Source organism: Allobosea sp. 10N428 (assembly GCF_056394545.1).
On sequence record NZ_JBFTIC010000004.1, the window covers coordinates 445,166 to 466,523 of the forward strand.

General features: G+C 67.2%; 17 protein-coding genes and 1 riboswitch. Of the genes, 4 read left to right on the forward strand and 13 right to left on the reverse strand.

Annotated elements, in window-relative coordinates:
* Positions 1-51 precede the first annotated feature (51 nt).
* Both AC1DDA_RS16115 and AC1DDA_RS16120 read right to left on the reverse strand, forming a co-directional pair.
* On the reverse strand, positions 52-2,253 hold the full coding sequence (locus AC1DDA_RS16115; RefSeq protein ID WP_476796505.1) for an esterase-like activity of phytase family protein: 2,202 nt from the start codon (positions 2,251-2,253) through the stop codon (positions 52-54).
* Between the two features lie 68 nt (positions 2,254-2,321).
* Positions 2,322-2,747, reverse strand: coding sequence for a hypothetical protein (locus AC1DDA_RS16120; RefSeq protein WP_441509829.1), 426 nt, complete (start codon positions 2,745-2,747; stop codon positions 2,322-2,324).
* Positions 2,748-2,876: 129 nt separating this feature from the next.
* Here AC1DDA_RS16120 and AC1DDA_RS16125 point away from each other — a divergent pair, with 129 nt between their 5' ends.
* Both AC1DDA_RS16125 and AC1DDA_RS16130 read left to right on the forward strand, forming a co-directional pair.
* Positions 2,877-3,698: a helix-turn-helix domain-containing protein gene (locus tag AC1DDA_RS16125; RefSeq protein ID WP_476796506.1), complete on the forward strand. Its 822-nt coding sequence runs from the start codon at positions 2,877-2,879 to the stop codon at positions 3,696-3,698.
* 81 nt (positions 3,699-3,779) lie between these two features.
* Entirely contained in the window at positions 3,780-3,971 is a 192-nt protein-coding gene (locus tag AC1DDA_RS16130) for a CsbD family protein (protein ID WP_441509831.1), read from the forward strand.
* 65 nt (positions 3,972-4,036) lie between these two features.
* Here AC1DDA_RS16130 and dnaJ read toward each other — a convergent pair whose 3' ends face one another.
* Together dnaJ and dnaK are read right to left on the reverse strand one after the other, a co-directional pair.
* Positions 4,037-5,167 carry a molecular chaperone DnaJ gene (dnaJ, locus tag AC1DDA_RS16135; protein ID WP_441509832.1) on the reverse strand — a complete coding sequence of 377 codons (1,131 nt, stop codon included), beginning with the start codon at positions 5,165-5,167 and terminating at the stop codon, positions 4,037-4,039.
* A gap of 155 nt (positions 5,168-5,322) precedes the next feature.
* On the reverse strand, positions 5,323-7,242 hold the full coding sequence (gene dnaK / locus AC1DDA_RS16140; RefSeq protein ID WP_476796507.1) for a molecular chaperone DnaK: 1,920 nt from the start codon (positions 7,240-7,242) through the stop codon (positions 5,323-5,325).
* Positions 7,243-7,612: 370 nt separating this feature from the next.
* On the opposite strand from dnaK, the gene AC1DDA_RS16145 reads away from it, so the two are divergent.
* Positions 7,613-8,443: a hypothetical protein gene (locus tag AC1DDA_RS16145; RefSeq protein WP_476796508.1), complete on the forward strand. Its 831-nt coding sequence runs from the start codon at positions 7,613-7,615 to the stop codon at positions 8,441-8,443.
* Positions 8,444-8,619: 176 nt separating this feature from the next.
* Entirely contained in the window at positions 8,620-9,711 is a 1,092-nt protein-coding gene (locus AC1DDA_RS16150; RefSeq protein WP_441509835.1) for a linear amide C-N hydrolase, read from the forward strand.
* Positions 9,712-9,816: 105 nt separating this feature from the next.
* Here the strand turns inward: AC1DDA_RS16150 and AC1DDA_RS16155 are convergent, their stop codons facing one another.
* The 9 genes from AC1DDA_RS16155 to AC1DDA_RS16195 form a co-directional block, all read right to left on the reverse strand.
* Positions 9,817-10,821: a SphA family protein gene (locus AC1DDA_RS16155; protein ID WP_476796509.1), complete on the reverse strand. Its 1,005-nt coding sequence runs from the start codon at positions 10,819-10,821 to the stop codon at positions 9,817-9,819.
* Positions 10,822-10,909: 88 nt separating this feature from the next.
* Positions 10,910-11,668, reverse strand: coding sequence for a hydroxyethylthiazole kinase (locus AC1DDA_RS16160; RefSeq protein ID WP_476796510.1), 759 nt, complete (start codon positions 11,666-11,668; stop codon positions 10,910-10,912).
* Positions 11,669-11,673: 5 nt separating this feature from the next.
* The gene (thiC, locus tag AC1DDA_RS16165) at positions 11,674-13,551 is read right to left on the reverse strand and encodes a phosphomethylpyrimidine synthase ThiC (RefSeq protein WP_476796511.1); all 1,878 of its coding nucleotides are present in this window, start codon (positions 13,549-13,551) and stop codon (positions 11,674-11,676) included.
* 78 nt (positions 13,552-13,629) lie between these two features.
* Positions 13,630-13,734: riboswitch (TPP riboswitch) on the reverse strand.
* A gap of 71 nt (positions 13,735-13,805) precedes the next feature.
* A complete protein-coding gene (locus tag AC1DDA_RS16170; protein WP_476796512.1) occupies positions 13,806-14,003 on the reverse strand; it encodes a hypothetical protein in 198 nt (65 codons plus the stop codon).
* Positions 14,004-14,445: 442 nt separating this feature from the next.
* Complete coding sequence (locus AC1DDA_RS16175) at positions 14,446-15,531, reverse strand: OmpA family protein (RefSeq protein ID WP_476796513.1); 1,086 nt, start codon at positions 15,529-15,531, stop codon at positions 14,446-14,448.
* A gap of 1,200 nt (positions 15,532-16,731) precedes the next feature.
* Positions 16,732-17,640, reverse strand: a complete 909-nt coding sequence (locus AC1DDA_RS16180; RefSeq protein WP_441509841.1) for a polysaccharide deacetylase family protein — start codon at positions 17,638-17,640, stop codon at positions 16,732-16,734.
* An 11-nt stretch (positions 17,641-17,651) separates the two neighbouring features.
* Positions 17,652-19,364, reverse strand: a complete 1,713-nt coding sequence (locus AC1DDA_RS16185) for a dipeptide ABC transporter ATP-binding protein (RefSeq protein ID WP_476796514.1) — start codon at positions 19,362-19,364, stop codon at positions 17,652-17,654.
* 130 nt (positions 19,365-19,494) lie between these two features.
* Entirely contained in the window at positions 19,495-20,373 is an 879-nt protein-coding gene (locus tag AC1DDA_RS16190) for an ABC transporter permease (RefSeq protein WP_476796515.1), read from the reverse strand.
* Positions 20,370-21,344: an ABC transporter permease gene (locus tag AC1DDA_RS16195; protein WP_476796516.1), complete on the reverse strand. Its 975-nt coding sequence runs from the start codon at positions 21,342-21,344 to the stop codon at positions 20,370-20,372. Before AC1DDA_RS16195 ends, AC1DDA_RS16190 begins: the two co-directional genes overlap by 4 nt.
* Between the last annotated feature and the right edge of the window lie 14 nt (positions 21,345-21,358).

Genomic DNA, 21,358 nt, shown 5'->3' on the forward strand with positions numbered 1-21,358 from the left:
AGGTTCTCGGGTCTGCGCTTCGCTTCGCCCGGGAATGACGCAGGCGGCTCGTCAGTTGCCGATCTTGCCGAAGGCGAAGAACTGGGTCTCGCCGGAGGAATCGTCGACGCCGTCATTGTCGGTGACGACAAAGAGGTGCCCGGCCTTGTCGACGGCCATGCCCTCGACCTTGTCGAGACCGTAGCCGCCGGCCTTCGTCAGATCGGGCGTCAGGTTGCGCAGCAGGGTCTTCGCGACGGTCGGGATGTCCGCCGCGCCAATGGCGGCGGGCTTCAGGCCCTTCACCGAGAAGGTCTGGAGCGTCTTCGCCGCCTTGGCGCCGAAGCCGTTGTCCCGCTCGATCACGGCAAAACGGTCGTCGCCAAGGGCAACCAGCTCGGAGAGGCCCATCCAGAAGCCGGCGGCCGGCTGGGAGAGCGGGTAATGCAGCACGCCCCATTCTTTCGTCGCCGGCTTGTAGGAGAGGATCTTGGTCTTGCCCTTCGGATCGTCCTTCCACTCGCGCTGCACCGCAAGCCAGACGGTCTCCTCGGTGCCCGTGCCGGTCACGGCCACGCCCTCGAAGCCGAAGCGGACCGCATGCTTCGCCAAAGCTTCCGGCAGGACGATCTCCTCCTCGACCTCGCCCTTCGTGGAGACGCGCAGCAGAATGTCGGCGAGCGGCGCATCTTTCTTCTCGGGATTGCCCTCGGAGGCCAGCCAGAAGCCACCGCCCTCGCGGGTCGCAATGCCTTCGAGATCATAGGAAGCGGGCTTGCCGCCCTTGGTCACGGTGATCGCGCCGATGATGCGGGCGGGCTTCTGCGTCGCGTCGATCTCGAGGATGCGCGAGGGCGTGTAGACGCTGTCGGTGACCGAGAAGAGCTTGCCCGGCGCGGTGCGATCCGCTGCAAGGCCGGAGAGCGCACCCCAGCCGATCGGCAGGCCGTTCTCGTTCTGCGACTGGATGGTCGGGTAAGCCGCGGCCTGCTCGGCGCGGCGATAGATCATCACCGCCGAACGCGCGCCGCCCTTCTCGCCGACGTCGGTTTCCGAAGCCGAAACGAAAAGGTCGCGCTGCGGGATGGCGAGAAGCCCCTCCGGACCGATGCCGGTCGGCAGGGCCTGCAGGAAGCGCGGCGCCTTGCCGGGTCCTTCGTCCTTGTAGACCAGCACCAGCGAGGCGCGCTCCAGCCCGACGAAGATCAGCCGGTCGTTGCCGTAGGTCGCGACCTCGATGCCCTCGGGCTCGCTGCCCTTGGCGGCCGAGCGCTTCTCGGGATAGTGGCCGAGCCGCATGGCGAGGTGGTCCACGTCAGAGCCGGAATCGAACTCCACCGTGCCGTCCTTGCGGAAGATCGTGAAGCCGCGCGAGCCGCCCTTCCAATCGCCCTCATTGGCGGTGACGAAGCGGTCGTTGTCGATCCAGCGCACGGCGTCGGGCTCGCGCGCAACGCCCTTCAGCTCCTCGGTCGGGCTGATCTTGCCGTCGCGGGTCTTGTCGATGTTCTTGAGATCGACGCTGCCTGCCGAGAAATGCGTCACCACCTTGCCCGTCTTCGAATCGACGATGATGAGGTGGCTGTTCTCCTGCAGCGTCACCACGATGAGCCCGTCCTGATTGACGTCAACGAATTCCGGCTCCGGATCGGTCGGCTCGACGGTTGCGAGGCCGGTCAGGTCGACGATCTGGCGGGTGGCGCAGTCGATGGCGCCATCCTTGATGCCGATCAAGGTGAGATTGCCGGCGGGGAGCTGCGGCAAGGCGCCCTTGTTGAGCTTCTCGTCGCGCTCGTTCTCGATGGCGATGACGATCTTGCCCTTGTCCTTGGTGAGCGTCACCGAATCCGGCTGGCCGCCGAGATCGCATTTCGCCACGACCTGCCTGGTCTTCAGGTCGACTGTGGCGAGATGGCCGGCCGGCTCCTTGAAATTGTCGCCGGAGGTGACGACGGCGACGAAGGCCTTGTCGCCGAGGATCGTGACCGAGGTGGATTCACCGTCGAGCGGCACGAAGCCGGCCGGCTTCGGATTGGCCGGGTCGGCGATGTCGATGATGCCGAGCGCCTTCTGCTCGCCATCGGTATAGGCCAGCAGCATGCCGTCCTCGCTGGCTGCGATGATCTCGGAGACGGTCTTCTTGGCGGGATCGCGGTCGGCCGGCAGGTTCTGCGGCACGGAGAAGGTGGCGATGCGGTTGAACACCGGCTCCGCACCGGCGGTGCCGGCGAGGAGGAGGGAGGCGAGAGCCGCGAGGACGAAAGGCTGGCGCATGGAACGGACCCGCTGACGGAAAAGGATATCCGCGGCTAGAGAGCCCATGCGACAGCCGCGTGACAGCGTCAGCCAAGACTTGCGCCCAATGCGGCATTATCGTGGGCCGGCGAGCGCCGGAAGCCGATCACCTCCAGCTCGGTGACGATGGCGACTGCCGCGGCCTGGGCGAGCACGAAGGCGATGCCGAGCCCGGTCGGTGCCAGCCAGCCCGTCAGCAGGATCGCGATGCTGTCGACGATCCAGAGCAGGTTGATGCCGATGACCGCATAAACGGCGAGGCGCGGCAGAATCGTGCGGCTGGCGAAGAAGCCCAGCAGCGCCGCGCAAGGCAGCAGCACGATGCCTGCTCCGCGCAGCAACCCCTCCGGCAGGCCGAAGGGCGCGGCGAGCGGGCCGGCGGCCGTAGCGAGCAGCAGGCCCATGCCGGCGCAGGCCGCGGCATCGAGCGCGAGGGCGTTGCGCAGCAGTGGTGAGGGTTGGATGAGCGACATGGCATTCTCCTTCCGTTTCATGGGCAGGCAGCCCGTTTCGATGCGGGGAATGCTGCCGATTTCGGGAGAGCCCGTCGATTAAGCGGGAGGTAATTGGAACGGCCCGCAGGGATCGCTAGCTTGCCTGCCATGAACAAGCATCACGCCCCCTCCTTCGGTACGCTGCTGCGCGACTGGCGCCAGCTGCGCCGCTTCAGCCAGCTCGACCTCGCGCTCGAAGCCGAGATCTCGCAGAAGCATCTGAGCTTCGTCGAAAGCGGACGCTCGCGCCCGAGCCGCGAGATGGTGCTGCTGCTCGCCGAGCATCTCACCGTGCCGCTGCGCGAGCGCAACGCCCTGCTGCTGGCGGCCGGCTATGCGCCGATCTATCCCGAGCGCTCACTGGAAGATCCGTCGCTGAACGCCGCCAGGGGCGCGATCGACTTGATCCTCAAGGGGCACGAACCCTACCCGGCGCTCGCCGTCGACCGGCACTGGACGCTGCTCGCCGCCAATGGCGCGGTGACCCGGCTGCTCGGCCTCGTCGCCGATGCGGCGCTATTGCAGCCACCCGTCAATGTTCTGCGCCTGTCGCTGCACCCCGGCGGGCTCGCCCACTTCATCGTCAATCTCGACGAATGGCGCGGCCATCTGCTCGCCAGGCTGCGCCAGCAGGTCCGCGCCACGTCGGACGGCACGCTGGGCGCCCTGCTGGAAGAACTCTCCACCTATCCGCATCCCGGCAAGGCCGGACAGGAGCGGCACGATCCGGACGCCGAAGCCGGCATCGTCGTGCCGATGCAGTTGCGGCTCAGCGAAACCGTGCTGTCTTTGATCTCGACGACGACGGTCTTCGGCACGCCGGTGGACATCACCCTGTCCGAACTGGCGCTGGAGACGTTCTTCCCGGCGGATACGGCCACGGCTGAGGTGCTGCGCGCGCTCGCCGCGAGCGGAAGCGGGACGGCGTAGTCGCCCGGAACCGATCCGGCGCAGTGCAGTTTCTTGGAGGGACGCGACCGAGGTCGCACCGGAACCAGGAGGAGCCACGCAATGGGTAGCACGACCGACAAGATCAAAGGCATGGCCAACGAGGCCGCCGGCAACGTCAAGCAGGCCGCTGGCAAGGCGCTCGACAAGCCGGAATGGGAGGCCAAGGGCAAGGCTCAGGAACTGAAGGGCGAGGCCCAGCAGGCACTTGGCAAGGGCAAGGACGCGGTCAAGAAGGCCGTCGACAAGGCCTGAAGCACCGCCCCGAAACACAAAGGGCCGCCGAAAGGCGGCCCTTTTTTACTGCTCGACACCGAGGCTCAAGCCGTGCCGCCGAGCCCGCCGAGGAAATCCTTGACCCGGCCGAAGAAGCCGGCCGTCTCCGGATGATTGTTGTGCGAGCTCTCGCGCTCGAACTCCTCCAGCAGCTCGCGCTGGCGCGCCGTCAGCTTCTGCGGCGTCTCGACCACGACCTGGATATAGAGGTCTCCGACATCGCGCGAGCGCAGCACGCTCATGCCCTTGGCCTTCAGGCGGAACTGCTTGCCGGTCTGCGTGCCTTCCGGGATCTTCACCCGTGCCTGCTCGCCCGAGAGCGTGGGAACCTCGATCTCTCCGCCGAGCGCGGCCGAGACCAGCCCGATCGGCACGCGGCAGAACAAATCGGCGCCATCGCGCTGGAAGATCGCATGCGGCTTGATCGAGAGGAAGATGTAGAGATCGCCTGCAGGCCCGCCCCGCAGACCGGCCTCGCCCTCGCCGGCAAGGCGGATGCGCGTGCCGTCCTCGACCCCGGCAGGAATGTTGACCGAAAGCGTACGCTCGCGGGTGACGCGGCCGGCGCCCTGGCAGTTCTTGCAGGGGTCGTCGATGATCTCGCCGCGACCGGAGCAGGTCGGGCAGGTCCGCTCGACCGAGAAAAAGCCCTGATTGGCCCGGACGCGGCCATGGCCGCCGCAGGTCGGGCACTGCCGCGACTTCGAGCCGGGCTTGGCGCCGGTGCCGGAACAGGACTCGCAGGAGACCGAGGTCGGCACGCGGATCGAGGCGTTCTTGCCGGTGAAGGCCTCCTCCAGCCCGATTTCGAGATTGTAGCGCAGATCGGCGCCGCGCTCGCGGCCATTGGCGCTGCGCGGGCCGCCGCGCCTTGCATCGCCGAAGAAGGAATCGAAGATGTCCGACATGAAGTCGGAGAAATCGGCGTTGCCGCCGGGGCCGCCGCCATTCTCGAAAGCCTGATGGCCGAAGCGGTCATAGGCCGCCCGCTTCTGGCCGTCGGAGAGGATCTGATAGGCCTCGTTGATTTCCTTGAACTTGATCTCGGCTTCCTTGTCGCCGGGATTCTTGTCCGGGTGATGCTGCATCGCGAGCTTGCGGAAGGAGCTCTTGAGCTCGACCTCCGTCACGGTCCGGCTGACGCCGAGGATCTCGTAGTAGTCTCGCTTCGACATCGAAACGTCTGCCCCTTGCCTTTGACGCGCCATGGCCGGGCGCGGCGGCCCGGCCATGCGCGACAGGCGTTGTCCATCCTGCCTTCACGCCGCCTCGGAACGAGATGGCCGGGTTCGAGCCCGGCCACCCCATCGCGTTCCGCGACGAACGCGGATTACGCGCTCTTCTTCTTGTCGTCCGAGACGTCCTTGAAGTCGGCGTCGATGACGTCGTCCTTCTTGGCTTCCGCAGCAGCTTCGCCTTCAGCACCGGCGGCAGCGCCCTCGGCCTGGCTGGCGGCATACATCGCCTCGCCGAGCTTCATCGAAGCCTGCATCAGCTCGTTGGTGCGAGCCTGGATGACTTCGACGTCCTCGCCGGAGAGCGCGGTCTTCAGCGCCTCGGCCGCGGTCTCGATCGCCGACTTGTCGGCCTCGGAGACCTTGTCGCCATAGTCCTTCAGCGACTTCTCGGTCGAGTGAACGAGGCTCTCGCCCTGGTTCTTGGCCTCGACCAGCTCGCGGCGCTTCTTGTCCTCAGCGGCGTTGGCCTCGGCATCCTTCACCATCTTCTGGATATCGGCCTCGCTGAGGCCGCCCGAAGCCTGGATCTTGATCTGCTGCTCCTTGTTGGTGGCCTTGTCCTTCGCCGTCACCGAGACGATGCCGTTGGCGTCGATGTCGAAGGTCACCTCAATCTGCGGCATGCCGCGCGGGGCCGGCGGAATGCCCATCAGGTCGAACTGGCCGAGCAGCTTGTTGTCGGCCGCCATTTCGCGCTCGCCCTGGAAGACCCGGATCGTCACCGCGTTCTGGTTGTCCTCGGCGGTGGAGAAGACCTGGCTCTTCTTGGTCGGGATCGTGGTGTTGCGGTCGATAAGACGCGTGAAGACACCGCCCAGCGTCTCGATGCCGAGCGACAGCGGGGTCACGTCGAGCAGCAGCACGTCCTTGACGTCGCCCTGGAGGACGCCGGCCTGGATCGCGGCGCCGATGGCGACGACCTCGTCGGGGTTGACGCCCTTATGCGGCTCCTTGCCGAAGAACTGCTTCACGACCTCCTGGACCTTCGGCATGCGGGTCATGCCGCCGACGAGAACGACCTCGTCGATCTGGCCCGCCGAGAGGCCGGCATCCTTGAGCGCCTTCTTGCAGGGCTCGATGGTGCGCTGGATGAGATCGTCGACCAGGCTCTCGAACTTGGCGCGAGAGAGCTTGATGGCGAGGTGCTTCGGACCGGATGCATCCGCCGTGATGTAGGGCAGGTTGATCTCGGTCTGGGCCGTGGTCGAGAGCTCGATCTTAGCCTTCTCGGCCGCTTCCTTCAGGCGCTGGAGAGCGAGCTTGTCCTTCTTCAGGTCGATGCCCTGCTCGCGCTTGAATTCGTCCGCGAGATATTCGACGAGACGCATGTCGAAGTCCTCGCCGCCGAGGAAGGTGTCGCCGTTGGTCGACTTCACCTCGAAGACGCCGTCGCCGATCTCGAGGATCGAGACGTCGAAGGTGCCGCCGCCGAGGTCATAGACCGCGATGGTGCCGGCGGACTTCTTCTCGAGCCCGTAGGCGAGCGCGGCCGCCGTCGGCTCGTTGATGATTCTGAGTACCTCGAGGCCCGCGATCTTGCCGGCATCCTTGGTAGCCTGGCGCTGGGCGTCGTTGAAATAGGCGGGAACCGTGATGACGGCCTGGGTGACGGGCTGGCCGAGATAGGCCTCCGCCGTCTCCTTCATCTTGGTGAGCGTGAAGGCCGAGATCTGCGACGGCGAATATTCCTTGCCGTCGGCGGACACCCAAGCGTCCCCGTTCGAGGCCTTGGTGATCTTGTAGGGAACGAGCTTCAGGTCCTTCTGCGTCATCGGATCGTCGTAGGTGCGGCCGATGAGGCGCTTGATCGCGAAGAAGGTACGCTCCGGATTGGTGACGGCCTGGCGCTTGGCAGGCTGGCCGACAAGGCGCTCGCCGTCATCCGTGATGGCGACGATCGAGGGCGTGGTGCGCGCGCCCTCGGAATTCTCGATGACCTTTGGCGTGGTGCCTTCCATCACTGCAACGCAGCTGTTGGTCGTGCCGAGGTCGATACCAATGACTTTACCCATGGATGGGATCCCTTTCGATTGAGCAGATCGCCGGCCTGCGACGCATTCACGCCGCCTGCCGGCCCATGGACCGGGTCGCCCCCGCTTCAGCGGCGAACGCTCCGGCATTCCACGTTTGACGGTGGTTAAACCGCCCCTTGGCGGCGTATATAGTGAGGGTGTTCCCGCCCTTGCAAGACAGGCGAGCCGATTAAGAAGCGGGGATTGTGGGGTTTTGGGCTGCACCGGCGCTTTCCGCAGCGACTGTGTCCTTGCGGCCCTTGCGCGGGATTGCGCCTGCCTTCATGCAGGAAGGCCGTTCCGTTTGCGCATGGACACCATGAGCCGATCGACGCGCATCGCCCCTATGCTGGTGGCTATCTCGGCCGCGATGACGGCGCTCGCGCAGGCGCAGCCCCTGCAATTGCCGGGCGCACAGCCATTCAATGCTCCCGGCACGCAGCAGGGTGCTCCCTCTGCGCCCGGCGCGCCGGCAGCACCGCGACCACCGAGCATGCCCGCGATCAAGATCCCGACCGAGGAGGCAATCCTCGGAAAGATCCTTCACCGCAACGGCCATCACGGCGAAGCGACCTTCACGAAAACCGCCAACGGCTTCGGGATGAAGCTCGGCCTCGACGGCTTCCAGCCAGTCAATCTGGTCGAGCCCTGCTCTGTTTCCTTCGGCGACGCGCCCGTCCCGGTCACGGCGCTGGGACGGCCGGCCGGCGTGCCCCGCTACCGGCTGGAGGCGCCGATCTGCCCGATCGTCTTCGACGTCCTCGACGGCGCCGTCCTCGTCGTGGAGCCCACCGAACCTTGCGTCGTCGAGGCGGCCCAGTGCCGGATCGATCCGCGTGGCCTGTGGGGCCCGGACGCCCGAACGATCGCCGCGCAGGCCAGGGAGATCGAGCGGGCGCGCGGCACCGCCGAGCGCGCCGTCCGCGAGGGGTACCGGACCCTGACGGCCAAGTCTGACGCCGTCGAGCAGCGCTCGATCGCCCGCGAGCAGGCGGGTTTCTCCTCCGAGCGCGAAACCATCTGCCGCGATTTCCAGCGCGAGGGTCAGATGGGCTTCTGCGCGGCCCGGATCACGGAAGCCCGGGCCGCCGCGCTGCGCGTCCGGCTCGGCCTCAGCACCGAGCCCAAGCCCGCCCCCAAGCCGAAGCCGCGCCCGGCAACGCCGAAGCCGGCACCGCTGTCGCTCGCCCCGACGCAGTAGAAAGTCGGCCTGGCCCCTTCCGGCGGCGCCGGGTTCGTCGCCTGTTAGGGCTCCATTCACCAATTTTTCCGGCTCTCCTTCCGGCCCCCAGAAGGCAGCGCGCTTCTTTACGATTGCTGCGTGAGTGACCGCGTACCAAGCCCGGGCACACCGCTTTGGGGGATAGAATGCGTCTTATGAATTGGGGTTTCGCGAGAAAAGGCCTGTCGGCCCTGCTCGCCGGCCTGCTCGCCAGCGCCGCGCCGGCTCAGGCCTGCACGAATATTCTGATGATCGCGGCCGACGGCACGCCGGTTTACGGCCGCACGCTCGAATACGCGCTCCAGACACCGTCCGACGTCGTCGTGGTCCCGCGGAACTACGCCTTCGTCGGCACCCGCCCCGCCAACATGCCGGCTCCCAAGTGGAACACGCGCTATGCATTCGTCGGCGTGATGAGCTTCGGCCAGCCTTTCGTCTCCGACGGCATGAACGAGAAAGGACTCGCTGGCGGCGCCCTGTATTTCCCGGATTTCGTGGGCTACACGCCCGTGGCGCAAGCCGACCCGAACACCGCGCTCGCGCCCTGGGAATTCCTGAGCTGGGTCCTGTCGAACTTCGCTACCGTCGCTGAGGTCAAGGAAGCGCTCAACAAGGCCGTGATCGTCGACCTTCCGGCGCCGATCGTGAATTTCACGCTGCCATTCCACTTCCCGATCCACGATGCGACGGGCGCCTCGATCGTGATCGAGCCGGTGGACGGCAAACTGAAGGTCTATGACAACCCGATGGGCGTTCTGACGAACTCCCCGACCTTCGACTGGCACCTCAACAACATCCGCAACTACGTCAAGATTTCGCCCGTCGCGGCCGATCCGCTGAAGATCGGCGGCAAGACCTTCGAGCCCTTCGGGCAAGGCTCCGGCCTGCTCGGGATTCCCGGCGACCCGACGCCGCCCTCGCGCTTCATCCGCGCGCTCGGCTACGTCGCCTCGGCGAAGCAGGCTCCCGACGGCCCCCAGACCGTTCGTCTCGTCGAGCACATCATGAACAATTTCGACATCCCGGTCGGCTTCATCAACTCGGCGGCGAAGGGCGGGGAGCTCGAATATACCCAGTGGACTTCGGTCGCGGATCTCAGGGCCAAGAAGTACTATATCAAAAGCTATCAGGATCAGGTCCTGCGCATGGTCGATCTGACCAGCTTCGACCTCGACGCCAAGGCGCTTCAGGTCGCGCCGTTCAAGCCGAACCCGGTGCCTCCGGCTCTTCAGTTCGCGAAGCCGTAATGCCGAAGCTGCCCGCTCTCCCCTTCGGGAGCGGGCATTTTCTTCTCCGGGCCACCCAAGGGCCGAGAGGACAAGCCCGCATTCACGCGGGCTTCTTTTTTTGCGTCAGGGAGAGGTCGTCAGCGGCAGCGAGACCGTGAGCAGGCCGACGGTTCCGCGCGCGCGGTTCTCGACGGCGAACTCGCGCAGAACCTTGATGCGGGTAGAGATCGGCGTCTTTCCAATGGTGAAATTATAGGCCAGCGTGCCGCCTAGCGCGGTCACGCGGCCCTTATAGGCACCGAGCTGCGCGCCCGCTCCGCTGTCACCGGTGACCTGCTGATAGTGATAGCCGATCACTCCGGCGGAAAGCGCGCTGGTCAACGCTTTCGAGGCGGCCCATTCCAAGTGAAACTCGGTGCCCGTCCGGTAGTCCGTGGCCGGATTGGTGCCGTTGAACGTCACCCCGGCGATGCCCGAAAGATCGATGCCGGTTTCCGGATCGAACCAGGTGAGGGCGCCGGACAGATCCGTGGCCCAGCGGTGAAAGGCAAGATTGGCGAGCTCCCCGTTGCGGTACTCGCCCGCAGGCGCGTTCACCATGACGGTCGCATTCCAATGGAACTTGCCGGCATGCCAGCCGAGAATCGTCGAGAATACGGGATCGCCGACCATCGTGGCCTTGTCGCGTAAATTGGACCCGACAAGGCGGTTCGTTTGCGGCGAATCGTATTCGACACCGGCCGCGACCCGGACGCGGCCGACGGGCAGCGTCGCTCCGAAGGCGAGATTGCCCCCGGCGAGTTCCCAGGGCGTCACCCACGTTCCGCTCAGGAAATCGGCCCGTGCCTGGCTCCGCACGCCGGCAACGAAGCGACCGCCGGAAGGCAGGGACTTCCGGGCATCGAGCTTGGCGTCGTAGCTGTAGGTGTCGCTCTCGAAATAGACCCCGGGAGGCGGCAGATAGCCAGCCATCGCGCCGCGGCCGCCGAGCAGATAGAAGCCCGTGCCGTTCTCGGCCGCCCGGACATCCTCCGGCAGCCCGACGCAGCCGGCGGCCAGACCAAGGGCCATCAGGGCGACAAGCCGAAAGGGCCTGTGCGATTGCCCGCAGGCTTCGTTACGCATCATGTTGTCTGTTGCCCCCGGCGCGGCCGTCGCCAGCCGGGCGAATCAGCCATGCGACCCTAGGATGCCTGCGGGCGGCGGTGAATCCCGGCTACATCATGTCGTTCATGTGTGACATTCGCGCCATACGTGCTTGCAGCATGCCGGCATCGAGGCCAGCGACCGCATCGATCAGTTCGACGGCGAAGCTGCCGGGGCCATGGCAACGCTCGGCTGCGATTTCGCCCGCGATGCCGTAGGCCGTCAGCGCCGCAGCCGCTGCAATCACGGGATCGGGCTCGACCGCGAGGCAGGCAGCCACCAGCGCGCTCGAAGCGCAGCCCAGTCCGGTCACCCGGCTCATCAGCGGATGCCCGAAGGCCACGGAGAGCTTGCCGGAAGGACCGTCGATCGCGTCGACAGCCCCTGTCGTCGCGCGCGTGACGCCGGGGGAGCGCTCCAACAGCCAGGCCAAGGCCGCCATCTCGGCGGCGTTGCCACGCACGACGACGCCCGGCAGCCGCAAAACGTCCTCGGCCAGCCCCAGCCGCAGGGGCGACAGCTCGACGAAGACCGGGTCGAGCACCAGCGGAATGCCGCGTTCGCGCGCCACAGCGACGAGCTTCGGGATCGCGCGCTCGCCCTCAGGGCTGATCGTGCCGAGATTGATCAGGATCGCGCTTGCCCCGGCCGCGACCGCCGCAACCTCCTCGGGATGACCAGCCATCGAGGGCACGGCCCCGAAGGCGAGCAGCATGTTGGCGGTGACGTTCTGCGCCACGGTATTGGTCAGGCAATGGATGCGCGGGCGGCGCTCGGACACCCGCGCGAGGATCGACGCGACCTTGGCCGCGTCGAGGCTGTCGTTCATGCCGCTCATTCGGCCGCAGGTAGATAGATGCTGCCACCCTTGTCGAGGAATTCCTTCGACTTGGCCGCCATGCCTTCAGCAGCCATGGCCTCGAGACTCGCCCTCTCATTGTCGCTCATCGCGAGAACCTCGGCGCGCAGGTCCTGCGTGATCTTCATCGAGCAGAATTTCGGCCCGCACATCGAGCAGAAATGCGCGACCTTGTGGGCATCCTTCGGCAGCGTCTCGTCGTGGAACTCGCGCGCCGTGTCGGGGTCGAGCGCCAGGTTGAACTGGTCCTCCCAGCGGAAGTCGAAGCGGGCGCGGGAGACCGCGTCGTCCCTGATCTTCGCCGCCGGGTGGCCCTTGGCGAGATCGGCGGCATGGGCGGCGATGCGGTAGGTGATGACGCCGGTCTTGACGTCGTCCCGGTTCGGGAGACCCAGATGCTCCTTCGGCGTGACGTAGCAGAGCATGGCGCAGCCATACCAGCCGATCATCGCCGCGCCGATGCCAGAGGTGATGTGGTCATAACCCGGCGCGATGTCGGTGGTCAGCGGTCCGAGCGTGTAGAAGGGCGCCTCGCCGCATTCGCGCAGCTGCTTGTCCATGTTCTCCTTGATCTTGTGCATCGGCACATGGCCGGGGCCCTCGATCATGACCTGGCAGCCCTTCGTCCAGGCGACCTGGGTCAGCTCGCCCAGCGTCTCCAGCTCAGCGAACTGGGCGCGGTCATTGGCGTCGGCGATCGAGCCCGGACGCAGGCCGTCACCGAGCGAGAACGAGACGTCGTATTTGCGCATGATGTCGCAGATCTCGTCGAAGCGCTCGTAGAGGAAGCTTTCCTTGTGATGCGCCAGGCACCAGCGCGCCATGATCGAGCCGCCGCGCGAGACGATGCCGGTCACACGGCTGGCCGTCAGCGGGACATAGGGAAGGCGAACGCCGGCATGGATGGTGAAGTAGTCGACGCCCTGCTCCGCCTGCTCGATGAGGGTGTCCTTGAACACCTCCCAGTCGAGCTTGATCGGATCGCCGCCGACCTTCTCCAGCGCCTGATAGATCGGCACCGTGCCGATCGGCACCGGCGAATTTCTGAGTATCCAGGAGCGGATGTTGTGGATGTTGCGGCCGGTGGAGAGGTCCATCACCGTGTCGGCACCCCAGCGGATCGCCCAGACCAGCTTCTCGACCTCCTCGGCGGCACCCGAAGTCACGGCCGAATTGCCGATATTGGCGTTGATCTTGACCAGGAAGTTGCGGCCGATCGCCATCGGCTCCAGCTCGGGGTGGTTGATATTGGCCGGGATGATGGCCCGGCCGCGCGCGATCTCCTCGCGGACGAATTCGGGCGTGACGAATTCCGGAACGACAGCGCCGAAGCTCTCGCCGTCGGCATGGCGCTCCCTGGCGCCTTCCATCATGGCGGCGCGGCCGAGATTCTCGCGATGGGCGACATAGATCATCTCGGGCGTGATGATGCCGGCCTTGGCGAACTCGTATTGCGTCGCCATCTGGCCGGGCTTCGCCTCGAGGATCGGGCGCTCGGCCGGGCAGGCCGGCACGAGCTGCGCTTCGCTGATATGGCCGTTATCGGCGGCGGTGACGGCGCGGCCGGGCACGGTCTGGAAGCCGCGGGCATCGAGCCAAGCGCGGCGCGGCTGCGTCAGGCCGGCATTCAGGTCGATCCTGGCGTCGGTCTCGGTATAGGGGCCGGAGGGATCGTAGATGCGCACCAGCGGCTCGGCATCGGTCGTCAGCACGACCTCGCGGAACGGCACGCGCATCTCGGGATGCTCGGGCGCGGCGACATAGATTTTGCGCGAGCCGATGATCGGGCCGGTCGTCACGCTTTGCGGCGCGGTCTTGACGCTGTTCTTCTGGGGTTTTGCGTGGGCATTCATGAGGATCTCCTCCTTGCGACAGGTCAGGAGATCCGGGCTTGAAAGCGGTACAGTCGCTGTCTGCGGACAAGGCTCGGCCCTGTGCACGCGTTCCAGTCCCTCCGCCGGTATGACCCGGATCAGGTTCGACGGGTTCGGCTTCGGAAGCCATCTCAGCCCTTGCGGGCACCCCTCGGAACAGAGGCGAGGTTAGGCGCAGAGAAGTCGCTTGGCAACGGCCTCAGCGACAAACGATCGAAGCTGGGGAAAGGAGATCAGGCGGTGCGGTCGACGAGGCCGCCCTGACCGGCCGGGAGCGTCGCCTTGGCTGCATCAGCGCTTTGCTGGAGCATGGTGACGAGGCTTTGCTCGGCCTGCGCGTTCTGCCTGAGCATCTCGACCGATAGCGCCTGCTGCGTCGAGGCGGCCTGCATCGTGACGATGCTGCGGGAAACGGAAGCTGCGTCGCTCATGCCGGCGACGCTAATGCGCCCGCCTTGCGAAATCCTGAACGACCTTCAGGGCCTGATGATCGACGGCACCGAGCGCGGCATCGGCGGGTCGCGACTCGGCTGCGGCGGACCAGCCTGTGCCCTGTCATAGCGCTGCTCACGCCTGTCGGCGCGAGGCCGCATACCGCGTTCCCCTGCCGGCGGCCGCACGGCCTCATCTGCACGCGGCGCCGCCGGCACGCCTGGAGCAGGCTGTTTCTCGGCGGGGGGAGCATTCTGAGCCCATGTCGGAAACGGCGCGAATGAACAGGCAAGCACCAGACCTGCCATCGCCAGAGCGGACATCTTCATGGCTGCATCTCCCATCAGCGACTCCTCCGGAAGAGAAACCGCTGTGGGCGTGCGGGGTTCCCCGCACGCCCACAGCGAACGGGGCTGCCCTTGGAGCAGCCCCGCCCGAGGATCAGCGGTTCTGGCCGGTCAGCAGCGGCGTGATTCGCCGCAGCGTCACGCGCCGGTTTTCGCGGGATGCCCCTTGCGTCTGCACCTTCAGATACTGCTCGCCATAGCCCTGGGTGGTCAGGTTTTCCGGCGGGATCTGGAAGTCGCGCGTCAGGATCTCCCCGACCGACTGGGCCCTGCGATCCGAGAGCGAGAGATTGTCGACATCGGCACCAACCGCGTCGGTGTGGCCCTCGACGAGGAAGACCTCGTTCGGCGAGCCCTGCAGCACGCGCCGGATCGAATCCGCGATCACTGCGAGGCGCTGCGCCTGGTCGGGCGTGACCTGCCAGGAGCCGGTCTCGAAGGTGATCGTGTCGATATCGACACTGCGCATGCGGGCGCGCAGATCCGGCGAATAGCGGACCTCGTCCAGCGTGTAACGGCGCGGGATCGCGGCGATCGGCGGCGCCATGATCGTCTCGTAGATCAACGCCTCGTCGGCCTGGTCGGCATCGACGATATAGCGCTCGCGCGGGATCGGCAGCGGCGGCGGCGGCAACACGACGATATCGTCGGCGAAGCGCCCCGGGCGATCGCGCAGGGTGTTGTCGATGATCACCACCTCGCGGTTGTCGCGATCGATGCGGGTGCGGCGGATCAGCCGGCCCTCCTCGTCGGTGATGGTGACGATGCGCGTGCCGTCGGGCCGCTCGAACACCGTCCGCATCTCGCCGTCGCGGCGCTCGGAACGGCCTTGCCAGCCGAGATCGCGGAAACGCTGGTCCTCATCGCGGCGGATGATGGCCCGGCCGTCATCGTCGCGGATGATGGTGCGGCCGGGCTCGCGGATGACGGTAACGTCACCCTCGCGACGCTCTTCGCGCCGCGCCCTGATGTCGTCGAAGCGCTGCGCTCCCTGAACGGCCATGATGCCGCCGATCGCGCCCACGCCGAGGCCGATTGCACCGGCCACGCCCGGCGAGATGCCGCCACGACGGCCTTCGCGCTGCGGCGGCTGGCTGGGGAAGACCCCGCCGGCCGGCGGCTGCGCGGGAGCCGTGCCGGGCTGCGTCGGTGCGACACCGGGCTGCGCCGGAGCCGGCACCCCAGGAGCGGCTGCCGGAGGCACGCCCGGAGCGGGGCGTGCGGGCTGAGCGGGCGCCAGCCCCGCGGGCGGCGTGCCCGGGGGCGGCGTCGGAGACGCGGCGCCGGGTTGGGTCGGAGCCGGAGCGATCGGAGCCGTGGCCGGAGGTATTGCCGGGCGCAGCGGCTGTGCCGGAACTGCGCCGGCCGGTGGGGTCGGAGCTGTAACGCCCGGCTGCGCGGGAGCGGCGCCCGGCTGCGGCGCTGCGCCCAGCGGGCGCTGGGACGGAGCCGCAGACGGCGGAACAGCCGGCCCCCCGCGCGGAACCGCGGAGGGCGGCGCGCCGGCGCCGGGCTGAGCGGGTGTGCCGGGAGCAGCGGAAGGCGGAGCTCCGGGCGGACGCGGCTGCCCCGCGGGAGCCGAGGGAACCGCACCTGGCTGCGGAGCAGCCGCCGGAGGACGCGCTTGAGGCGGAGCAGCCGAAGGCGGAATGGCCGGGCCGCCGCGCGGCACCGCCGAAGGCCGCGCACCGGGCTGGGCCGGAGCGGGTGGCGGAGCTGCTTGCGGGCGCAGGCCGGGTTGCACGCCGGGCGCGGCAGCCGGCGGTGCAGGCGGCTGAGGCGCTGCGCGCGGCGGTGTCGGCAAAGTGGGTTCAGCGGGCGGACGTGGCGGCGTCGGCCGGGCCGCGGGCGGCTGCTGAGGTACAGGCGCCATGTTCGGGGCGGGGCGCGGAGCGGGAGGCGCCTCACGCTGCGGCATTGGCGGGCGCTCGGGCTGCGGACGCGCAGCAGGCGGCTCGGCACGCGGTTGCGGCGCGGGCATCGTGGGAGGCTGCGGCCGGGGAACAGCCGGGCCGGGCTGCATCTGCGGCGGGCGCGGAGCCTGGGGGGCGCCCGGCGCGGCGGGGCGCTCGGGACCGCGCTGGCCCGGCTGCCCACCCGGCGGACGGTGCTGCTCCTGTGGCCGCTGGCGTGGTCCCCGTCCCGGCTCCTCGTCGCCGGCTGCAGGGGCCTGGGCCAGCCGGTATCCGGCTTCGGCAAAGGCTTGCCCGGTCTGCGAAATGACGAGGGCCGGCAGGACGGTCCCGACCAACAACCAGCGTTTCGTGCGCATTGCAATTCCCGTTGTTCGTTTCAACGCGCGGGTATCAGGCCGGTCAGGGCCTGAACCCGCGATGAAGCGAAAACGGCAGGAATCGGGCAGCGGTTCCGATCGGACGGGTCAGAGCCCGGCTTCGGCCTTCACATAGGCTGCGATCTCGGCATGGGTCGCGAACCAGCAGTCGCCCTTGGCCTTGGCAAGCCGGACCAGCTCTTCGAGGATCCAGAAGCGCGAGCGGTAGGTGATGACATGGGGATGCATGGTCAGCAGGAAGAGGCCGCCTTCGGCATAAGCTCCCTCGAACTCGCGGCGGAAGATGTCGAAGACCGCCTCCGGCGGTGTGTAGGGCCGCAGTGCCTGGAAGCGGTTCATGCTGAGATAGGCCGCGTCGTCGCGAATCCATTCGACCGGCAGCTCGACCATGCCGGTCGCCTCGCCCTTCTCGACGATCTCGTAAGGATCGTCATCGGCGAAGAGCGAGGAATCGTAGAGCAGCCCGAGTTCGCGCTCGACGGCGAGCGTCACCTCGGAGAAATCCCAGGACGGGGTGCGCATGCCGACCGGGCGGATGCCGGTGATCTTCTCCAGCGTATCGGCCGAGCGCAGATGCAGTTCACGCTCATCGGCCGGCGGGACGGCCGTGTTGACCTCATGGATCCAGCCGTGAAGGCCGACCTCGTGCCCCTCGCCGACGATCCGGCGCTGCTCGTCGGGATAGAGCAGTGCTGTCACAGCCGGTACGAAGAAGCTCGCCTTGATGTCTTCCTTCTCGAGGAGATTCAGGATGCGCGGGATGCCCACGCGATTGCCGTACTGGCCCCAGGACAAGCGCCCGACCGATTTGCCGCCGTCTCTCAGCTCATTGGTCTCGTGGTCGACGTCGAAGGAGAGCGCGATCGCGCAGCGGGCACCGTTCTTCCACTTCGCCGGCTTCAGGTTGCGGCCGGCGCGCACCTGCTCGACCTTGCCGCGCCAGATCTCTTCCGGCCATTGCCAGGGCAAGAGTTCCACGAGTTCGGCGTCGCTCATCGGCTGTCTCCTCAGATCGTCGCAGCGCCCGGCAACACCGGCACGGCGGCGAGCAGTCGCTTGGTGTAGTCGTGCTGCGGATGGTCGTAGACCTCGCCGGCCGGGCCGCTCTCGACGATACGGCCGCGATACATGATCGCGACGCGGTCGCAGAGATGGCGGACGACCGAGAGGTCGTGCGAGATGAAGATCAGCGTCAGGTCGAGTTCCTGCCGCAGGCGGATCAGCAGATTGATGATCTGCGCCTGGATGGAGACGTCGAGCGAAGCGACCGGCTCGTCGCAGACCACGACATCGGGCTGCATCGCGAGCGCCCGCGCTATGGCGACGCGCTGGCGCTGGCCGCCCGAGAATTGATGCGGATAGCGGGCAGCAAAAGCGGGATCGAGCCCGACCGCCGCCAGCCATTGCCGAACATAGTCCTTCGCCTCGCCGCTCTTGATGAGCGCATGCGCGAGGGGCCCTTCGGCGATGCTGTCGCCCACCGTCATGCGCGGATTGAGCGACGCGAAGGGATCCTGGAAGATCGTCTGGACGCGGGTCGTGAGCTTGCGGGGCCGTTCGCCGGTGCTCATCACCGGCGCGCCGTCGATGCGGACGAGGCCATGGTCCGGCGCGTAGATGCCGGCCGCCACGCGTCCCAGCGTCGATTTGCCCGAGCCGGATTCGCCGACAAGGCCGAGCGCCTCGCCACGCTTCAGCACCAGAGTGACGTCGTCGACCGCCTGTACGGCGGCCGGCGCCTTCGACAGACCGGCCTTCTGGGCGAGTTTGCGGAACAGACCGGGCGTCCCTGCGAAGCGCTTGGCGACGTGTTCGATGCGGACGTAATGCGCCGCATCGGCCGCTACCGGTTCGGCCTGCCTGACCACGCGCGGCGGCGGAGCAACGTCCGAGCCTACGCCGCCGGCGAGCAGTGTGCCGGGTTCGGCGCGCGAAGGCAGCGCGTCGAGCAGGGACTGCGTGTACGGGTGCTTCGGATGGGTCAGCACCGAGAGCGTCGGCCCGGCCTCGACGATCTTGCCATGGCGCATGACGCAGACATGGTGGGCGAGTTCGGCGACGACGGCGAGGTCGTGGCTGATCCAGATCAGCGCCGTGCCGAGTTCGGCGACCAGTTCCTTCATCTCGGCGAGGATCTCGGCCTGCACGGACACGTCCAGCGCGGTGGTCGGCTCGTCGCAGATGATCAGCTTGGGACGATGCAGCAGAGCGATTGCGATGGCGACGCGCTGGCGCATGCCGCCGGAGAACTGGTGCGGGTAGAAATCGACCTTGCCCTCGGGGTCGGGAATGCGGACCTGCGCCAATGCCGCGACGGCGCGCCGGCGCGCCTCGGCGCCCGAGACCGTCTCATGCGCTTCCAGAGCCAAGCGGATTTGCGTCCCGATGGTCAGCATCGGGTTCAGCGTCATCATCGGGTCCTGGAAGACCATGGAGATCTGCTTGCCGCGGATCTTGCGCAAGTCGGAGGCAGGCAAACCGACGAGTTCGCGGCCCTCGAGCTTCACCGACGAGCCCGGCTCGACGCGGCCGGGCGGGTCGATCAGCCCGATGATCGAGAAGCCGGTGATGCTCTTGCCCGAGCCGGACTCGCCGACGAGGCCCATCACCTCCCCGCGCTTCAGCGCGAAGGAGACGCCGTCGACCGCCTTCACCACGCCGGCACGCGTGTGGAAATGAGTGGCGAGATTCGTGACTTCGAGGAGAGGGGTCTCGGTCATCGGCGTTGAACTCCGCCGTCATGCTCGCCCTCGTGGCGAGCATCCACGTCTTGAACACAGTCCTCAAAGAACAAAGACGTGGATGGTCGGGACAAGCCCGACCATGACGGGTATGGCGTGCCCCGAGCCCTCATCGCTTGAGCCTCGGATTGACCTGATCGCGGACGCGGTCCCCGACAAGATTGATGGCGACGATCAGGATGATCAGGGCGAGGCCGGGATAGATCGAGATCCAGTAGCGGCCCGAGAGCATGTACTGGAAGCCGTTCGCGATCAGCATGCCCAGCGAAGGCTCGGTGACGGGCAGGCCGACACCGAGGAAGGACAGCGTCGCCTCCAGCGCGATGGCGTTCGCCACCTGCACGGTCGCAACGACGATCAGGGGCGGCAGGCAGTTCGGGAAGATGTGGCGCAGCACCACGCGCCAGCCGGGCAGCGGCGTCGACAGCACGGCCTCGACATAGTCCTTGCCGCGCTCGGCCGAGGCCGCGCCATGGGCGGTACGGGCGAAATAGGCGTATTGCGCGGCGGCGAGCGCGGCGATGAGCTGGAGCTTGCCCTGCCCCAGCAAGGCGGAAAGCACGAGCGCGAGCAGAATCGCCGGGAAGGCGAGTTGCAGGTCGATGACGCGCATGATGAAGGCTTCCCAGCGCCCCCCGGCATAGGCGGCACCGATGCCGAGCGAGACGCCGAGCGCGAAGGCCAGCGCGCCCGCCACCAGCCCCATCTGCAGGGAGATCCGCAGGCCGTAGAGGATGGCCGAGAACAGGTCGCGCCCCTGCGCATCCGTGCCGAGCCAATGCGTATAGCCGCCCTCGCTGACATATCCCGGCGGGCGGCGCGCATCGGAGAGCGAGAGATTGGCGAGGTCGTAGGGGTCCTGCGGCGCGACGAGCGGCGCCAGCAGCGCGATGCCGATCATCAGCACGACCACGGCGAGCGCCACGACCGCGGTCTTGCTTTCGCGGAACTCGGCCCAGAAGCGAGCGGCGGGAGAAGCGTCCTTCATCGCGCGCCTCCCTTCCTGAGGCGCGGATCGAGCCCGACATAGGCGAGGTCGACGAGGAAGTTGATGGTGATGAAGACGAAGGCGACGAGCATGAGATAGGCGACCATCACCGGCCGGTCGAGCGACTGGATGGAGTCGATGATCAGCTTGCCGATGCCGGGCCAGGAGAAGATCGTCTCGGTGACGACGGCGAAGGCAAGCGTCGAGCCGAATTCCAGGCCGAAGACGGTGACCAGAGGGATCGAGATCAGCCGCAGCACGTGCCGGCGCAGCACGGTCCATTCCGAGAGGCCGGCAGCGCGGGCGAACTTTACCGTATCCGACAGCATGGCCTCGCGTGTTCCGGCCCGGGCCAGACGCGTCATCAGGGCAAGCTTGAAAAAGGCGAGGTTCAGCGCGGGCAACAGAAGATGCGTGAGCCCGTCCAGAGTCAGGAAGCTCCATTCGACACCGAAGACGGAAACGGTCTCGCCGCGCCCACCGGCCGGCAGCCATTGCAGTTCAACGGCGAAGGCCATGATCAGCACGAGGCCGATCCAGAAGGTCGGGACGGAGAAGCCGAGGATCGAGACCGTCATGATCAGCTTGGAGGCGATGCCATCCGGCCTGTAGCCGGCATAGATGCCGGCGGGGATGCCGATCAGAGCCGCGCCGCAGACGGCAGCCAGCGTTAGCTCAAGGGTCGCGGGCAGCCGCGACAGGATGAGCTGCATCACCGGCATGCCGAAGACGAAGGAGCGGCCGAAATCGCCGTGCAGAACGCGGCCGAGGAAGGTGAGGTACTGCTCCCAGAGCGGCCGGTCGAGCCCGTAATGCGCGATGGTCTGGAGCCGGAGTTCCTGGCTGACATCGGGGCCGATCAGCACGTCGATCGGGTTGCCGATCGCATAGACGCCGACGAAGACCAGCACCGACATGACGAGCATGACGACGAGCGCCTGCAGCAGACGGAGGGCGACATGCCCTAGCATGCGGCCGGCCTCCG

Bases quoted from the DNA above. Each gene is read 5' to 3' on its own strand.
- AC1DDA_RS16125 (WP_476796506.1), top strand. From the start codon at position 2,877: ATGAACAAGCATCACGCCCCCTCCTTCGGTACGCTGCTGCGCGACTGG.
- AC1DDA_RS16195 (WP_476796516.1), bottom strand. From the start codon at position 21,344: ATGCTAGGGCATGTCGCCCTCCGTCTGCTGCAGGCGCTCGTCGTCATG.
- AC1DDA_RS16155 (WP_476796509.1), bottom strand. From the start codon at position 10,821: ATGATGCGTAACGAAGCCTGCGGGCAATCGCACAGGCCCTTTCGGCTT.
- AC1DDA_RS16115 (WP_476796505.1), bottom strand. From the start codon at position 2,253: ATGCGCCAGCCTTTCGTCCTCGCGGCTCTCGCCTCCCTCCTCCTCGCC.
- AC1DDA_RS16190 (WP_476796515.1), bottom strand. From the start codon at position 20,373: ATGAAGGACGCTTCTCCCGCCGCTCGCTTCTGGGCCGAGTTCCGCGAA.
- AC1DDA_RS16145 (WP_476796508.1), top strand. From the start codon at position 7,613: ATGACGGCGCTCGCGCAGGCGCAGCCCCTGCAATTGCCGGGCGCACAG.
- thiC (WP_476796511.1), bottom strand. From the start codon at position 13,551: ATGAATGCCCACGCAAAACCCCAGAAGAACAGCGTCAAGACCGCGCCG.
- AC1DDA_RS16160 (WP_476796510.1), bottom strand. From the start codon at position 11,668: ATGAACGACAGCCTCGACGCGGCCAAGGTCGCGTCGATCCTCGCGCGG.
- dnaJ (WP_441509832.1), bottom strand. From the start codon at position 5,167: ATGTCGAAGCGAGACTACTACGAGATCCTCGGCGTCAGCCGGACCGTG.
- AC1DDA_RS16170 (WP_476796512.1), bottom strand. From the start codon at position 14,003: ATGAGCGACGCAGCTTCCGTTTCCCGCAGCATCGTCACGATGCAGGCC.
- AC1DDA_RS16180 (WP_441509841.1), bottom strand. From the start codon at position 17,640: ATGAGCGACGCCGAACTCGTGGAACTCTTGCCCTGGCAATGGCCGGAA.
- dnaK (WP_476796507.1), bottom strand. From the start codon at position 7,242: ATGGGTAAAGTCATTGGTATCGACCTCGGCACGACCAACAGCTGCGTT.
- AC1DDA_RS16185 (WP_476796514.1), bottom strand. From the start codon at position 19,364: ATGACCGAGACCCCTCTCCTCGAAGTCACGAATCTCGCCACTCATTTC.
- AC1DDA_RS16150 (WP_441509835.1), top strand. From the start codon at position 8,620: ATGAATTGGGGTTTCGCGAGAAAAGGCCTGTCGGCCCTGCTCGCCGGC.
- AC1DDA_RS16130 (WP_441509831.1), top strand. From the start codon at position 3,780: ATGGGTAGCACGACCGACAAGATCAAAGGCATGGCCAACGAGGCCGCC.
- AC1DDA_RS16120 (WP_441509829.1), bottom strand. From the start codon at position 2,747: ATGTCGCTCATCCAACCCTCACCACTGCTGCGCAACGCCCTCGCGCTC.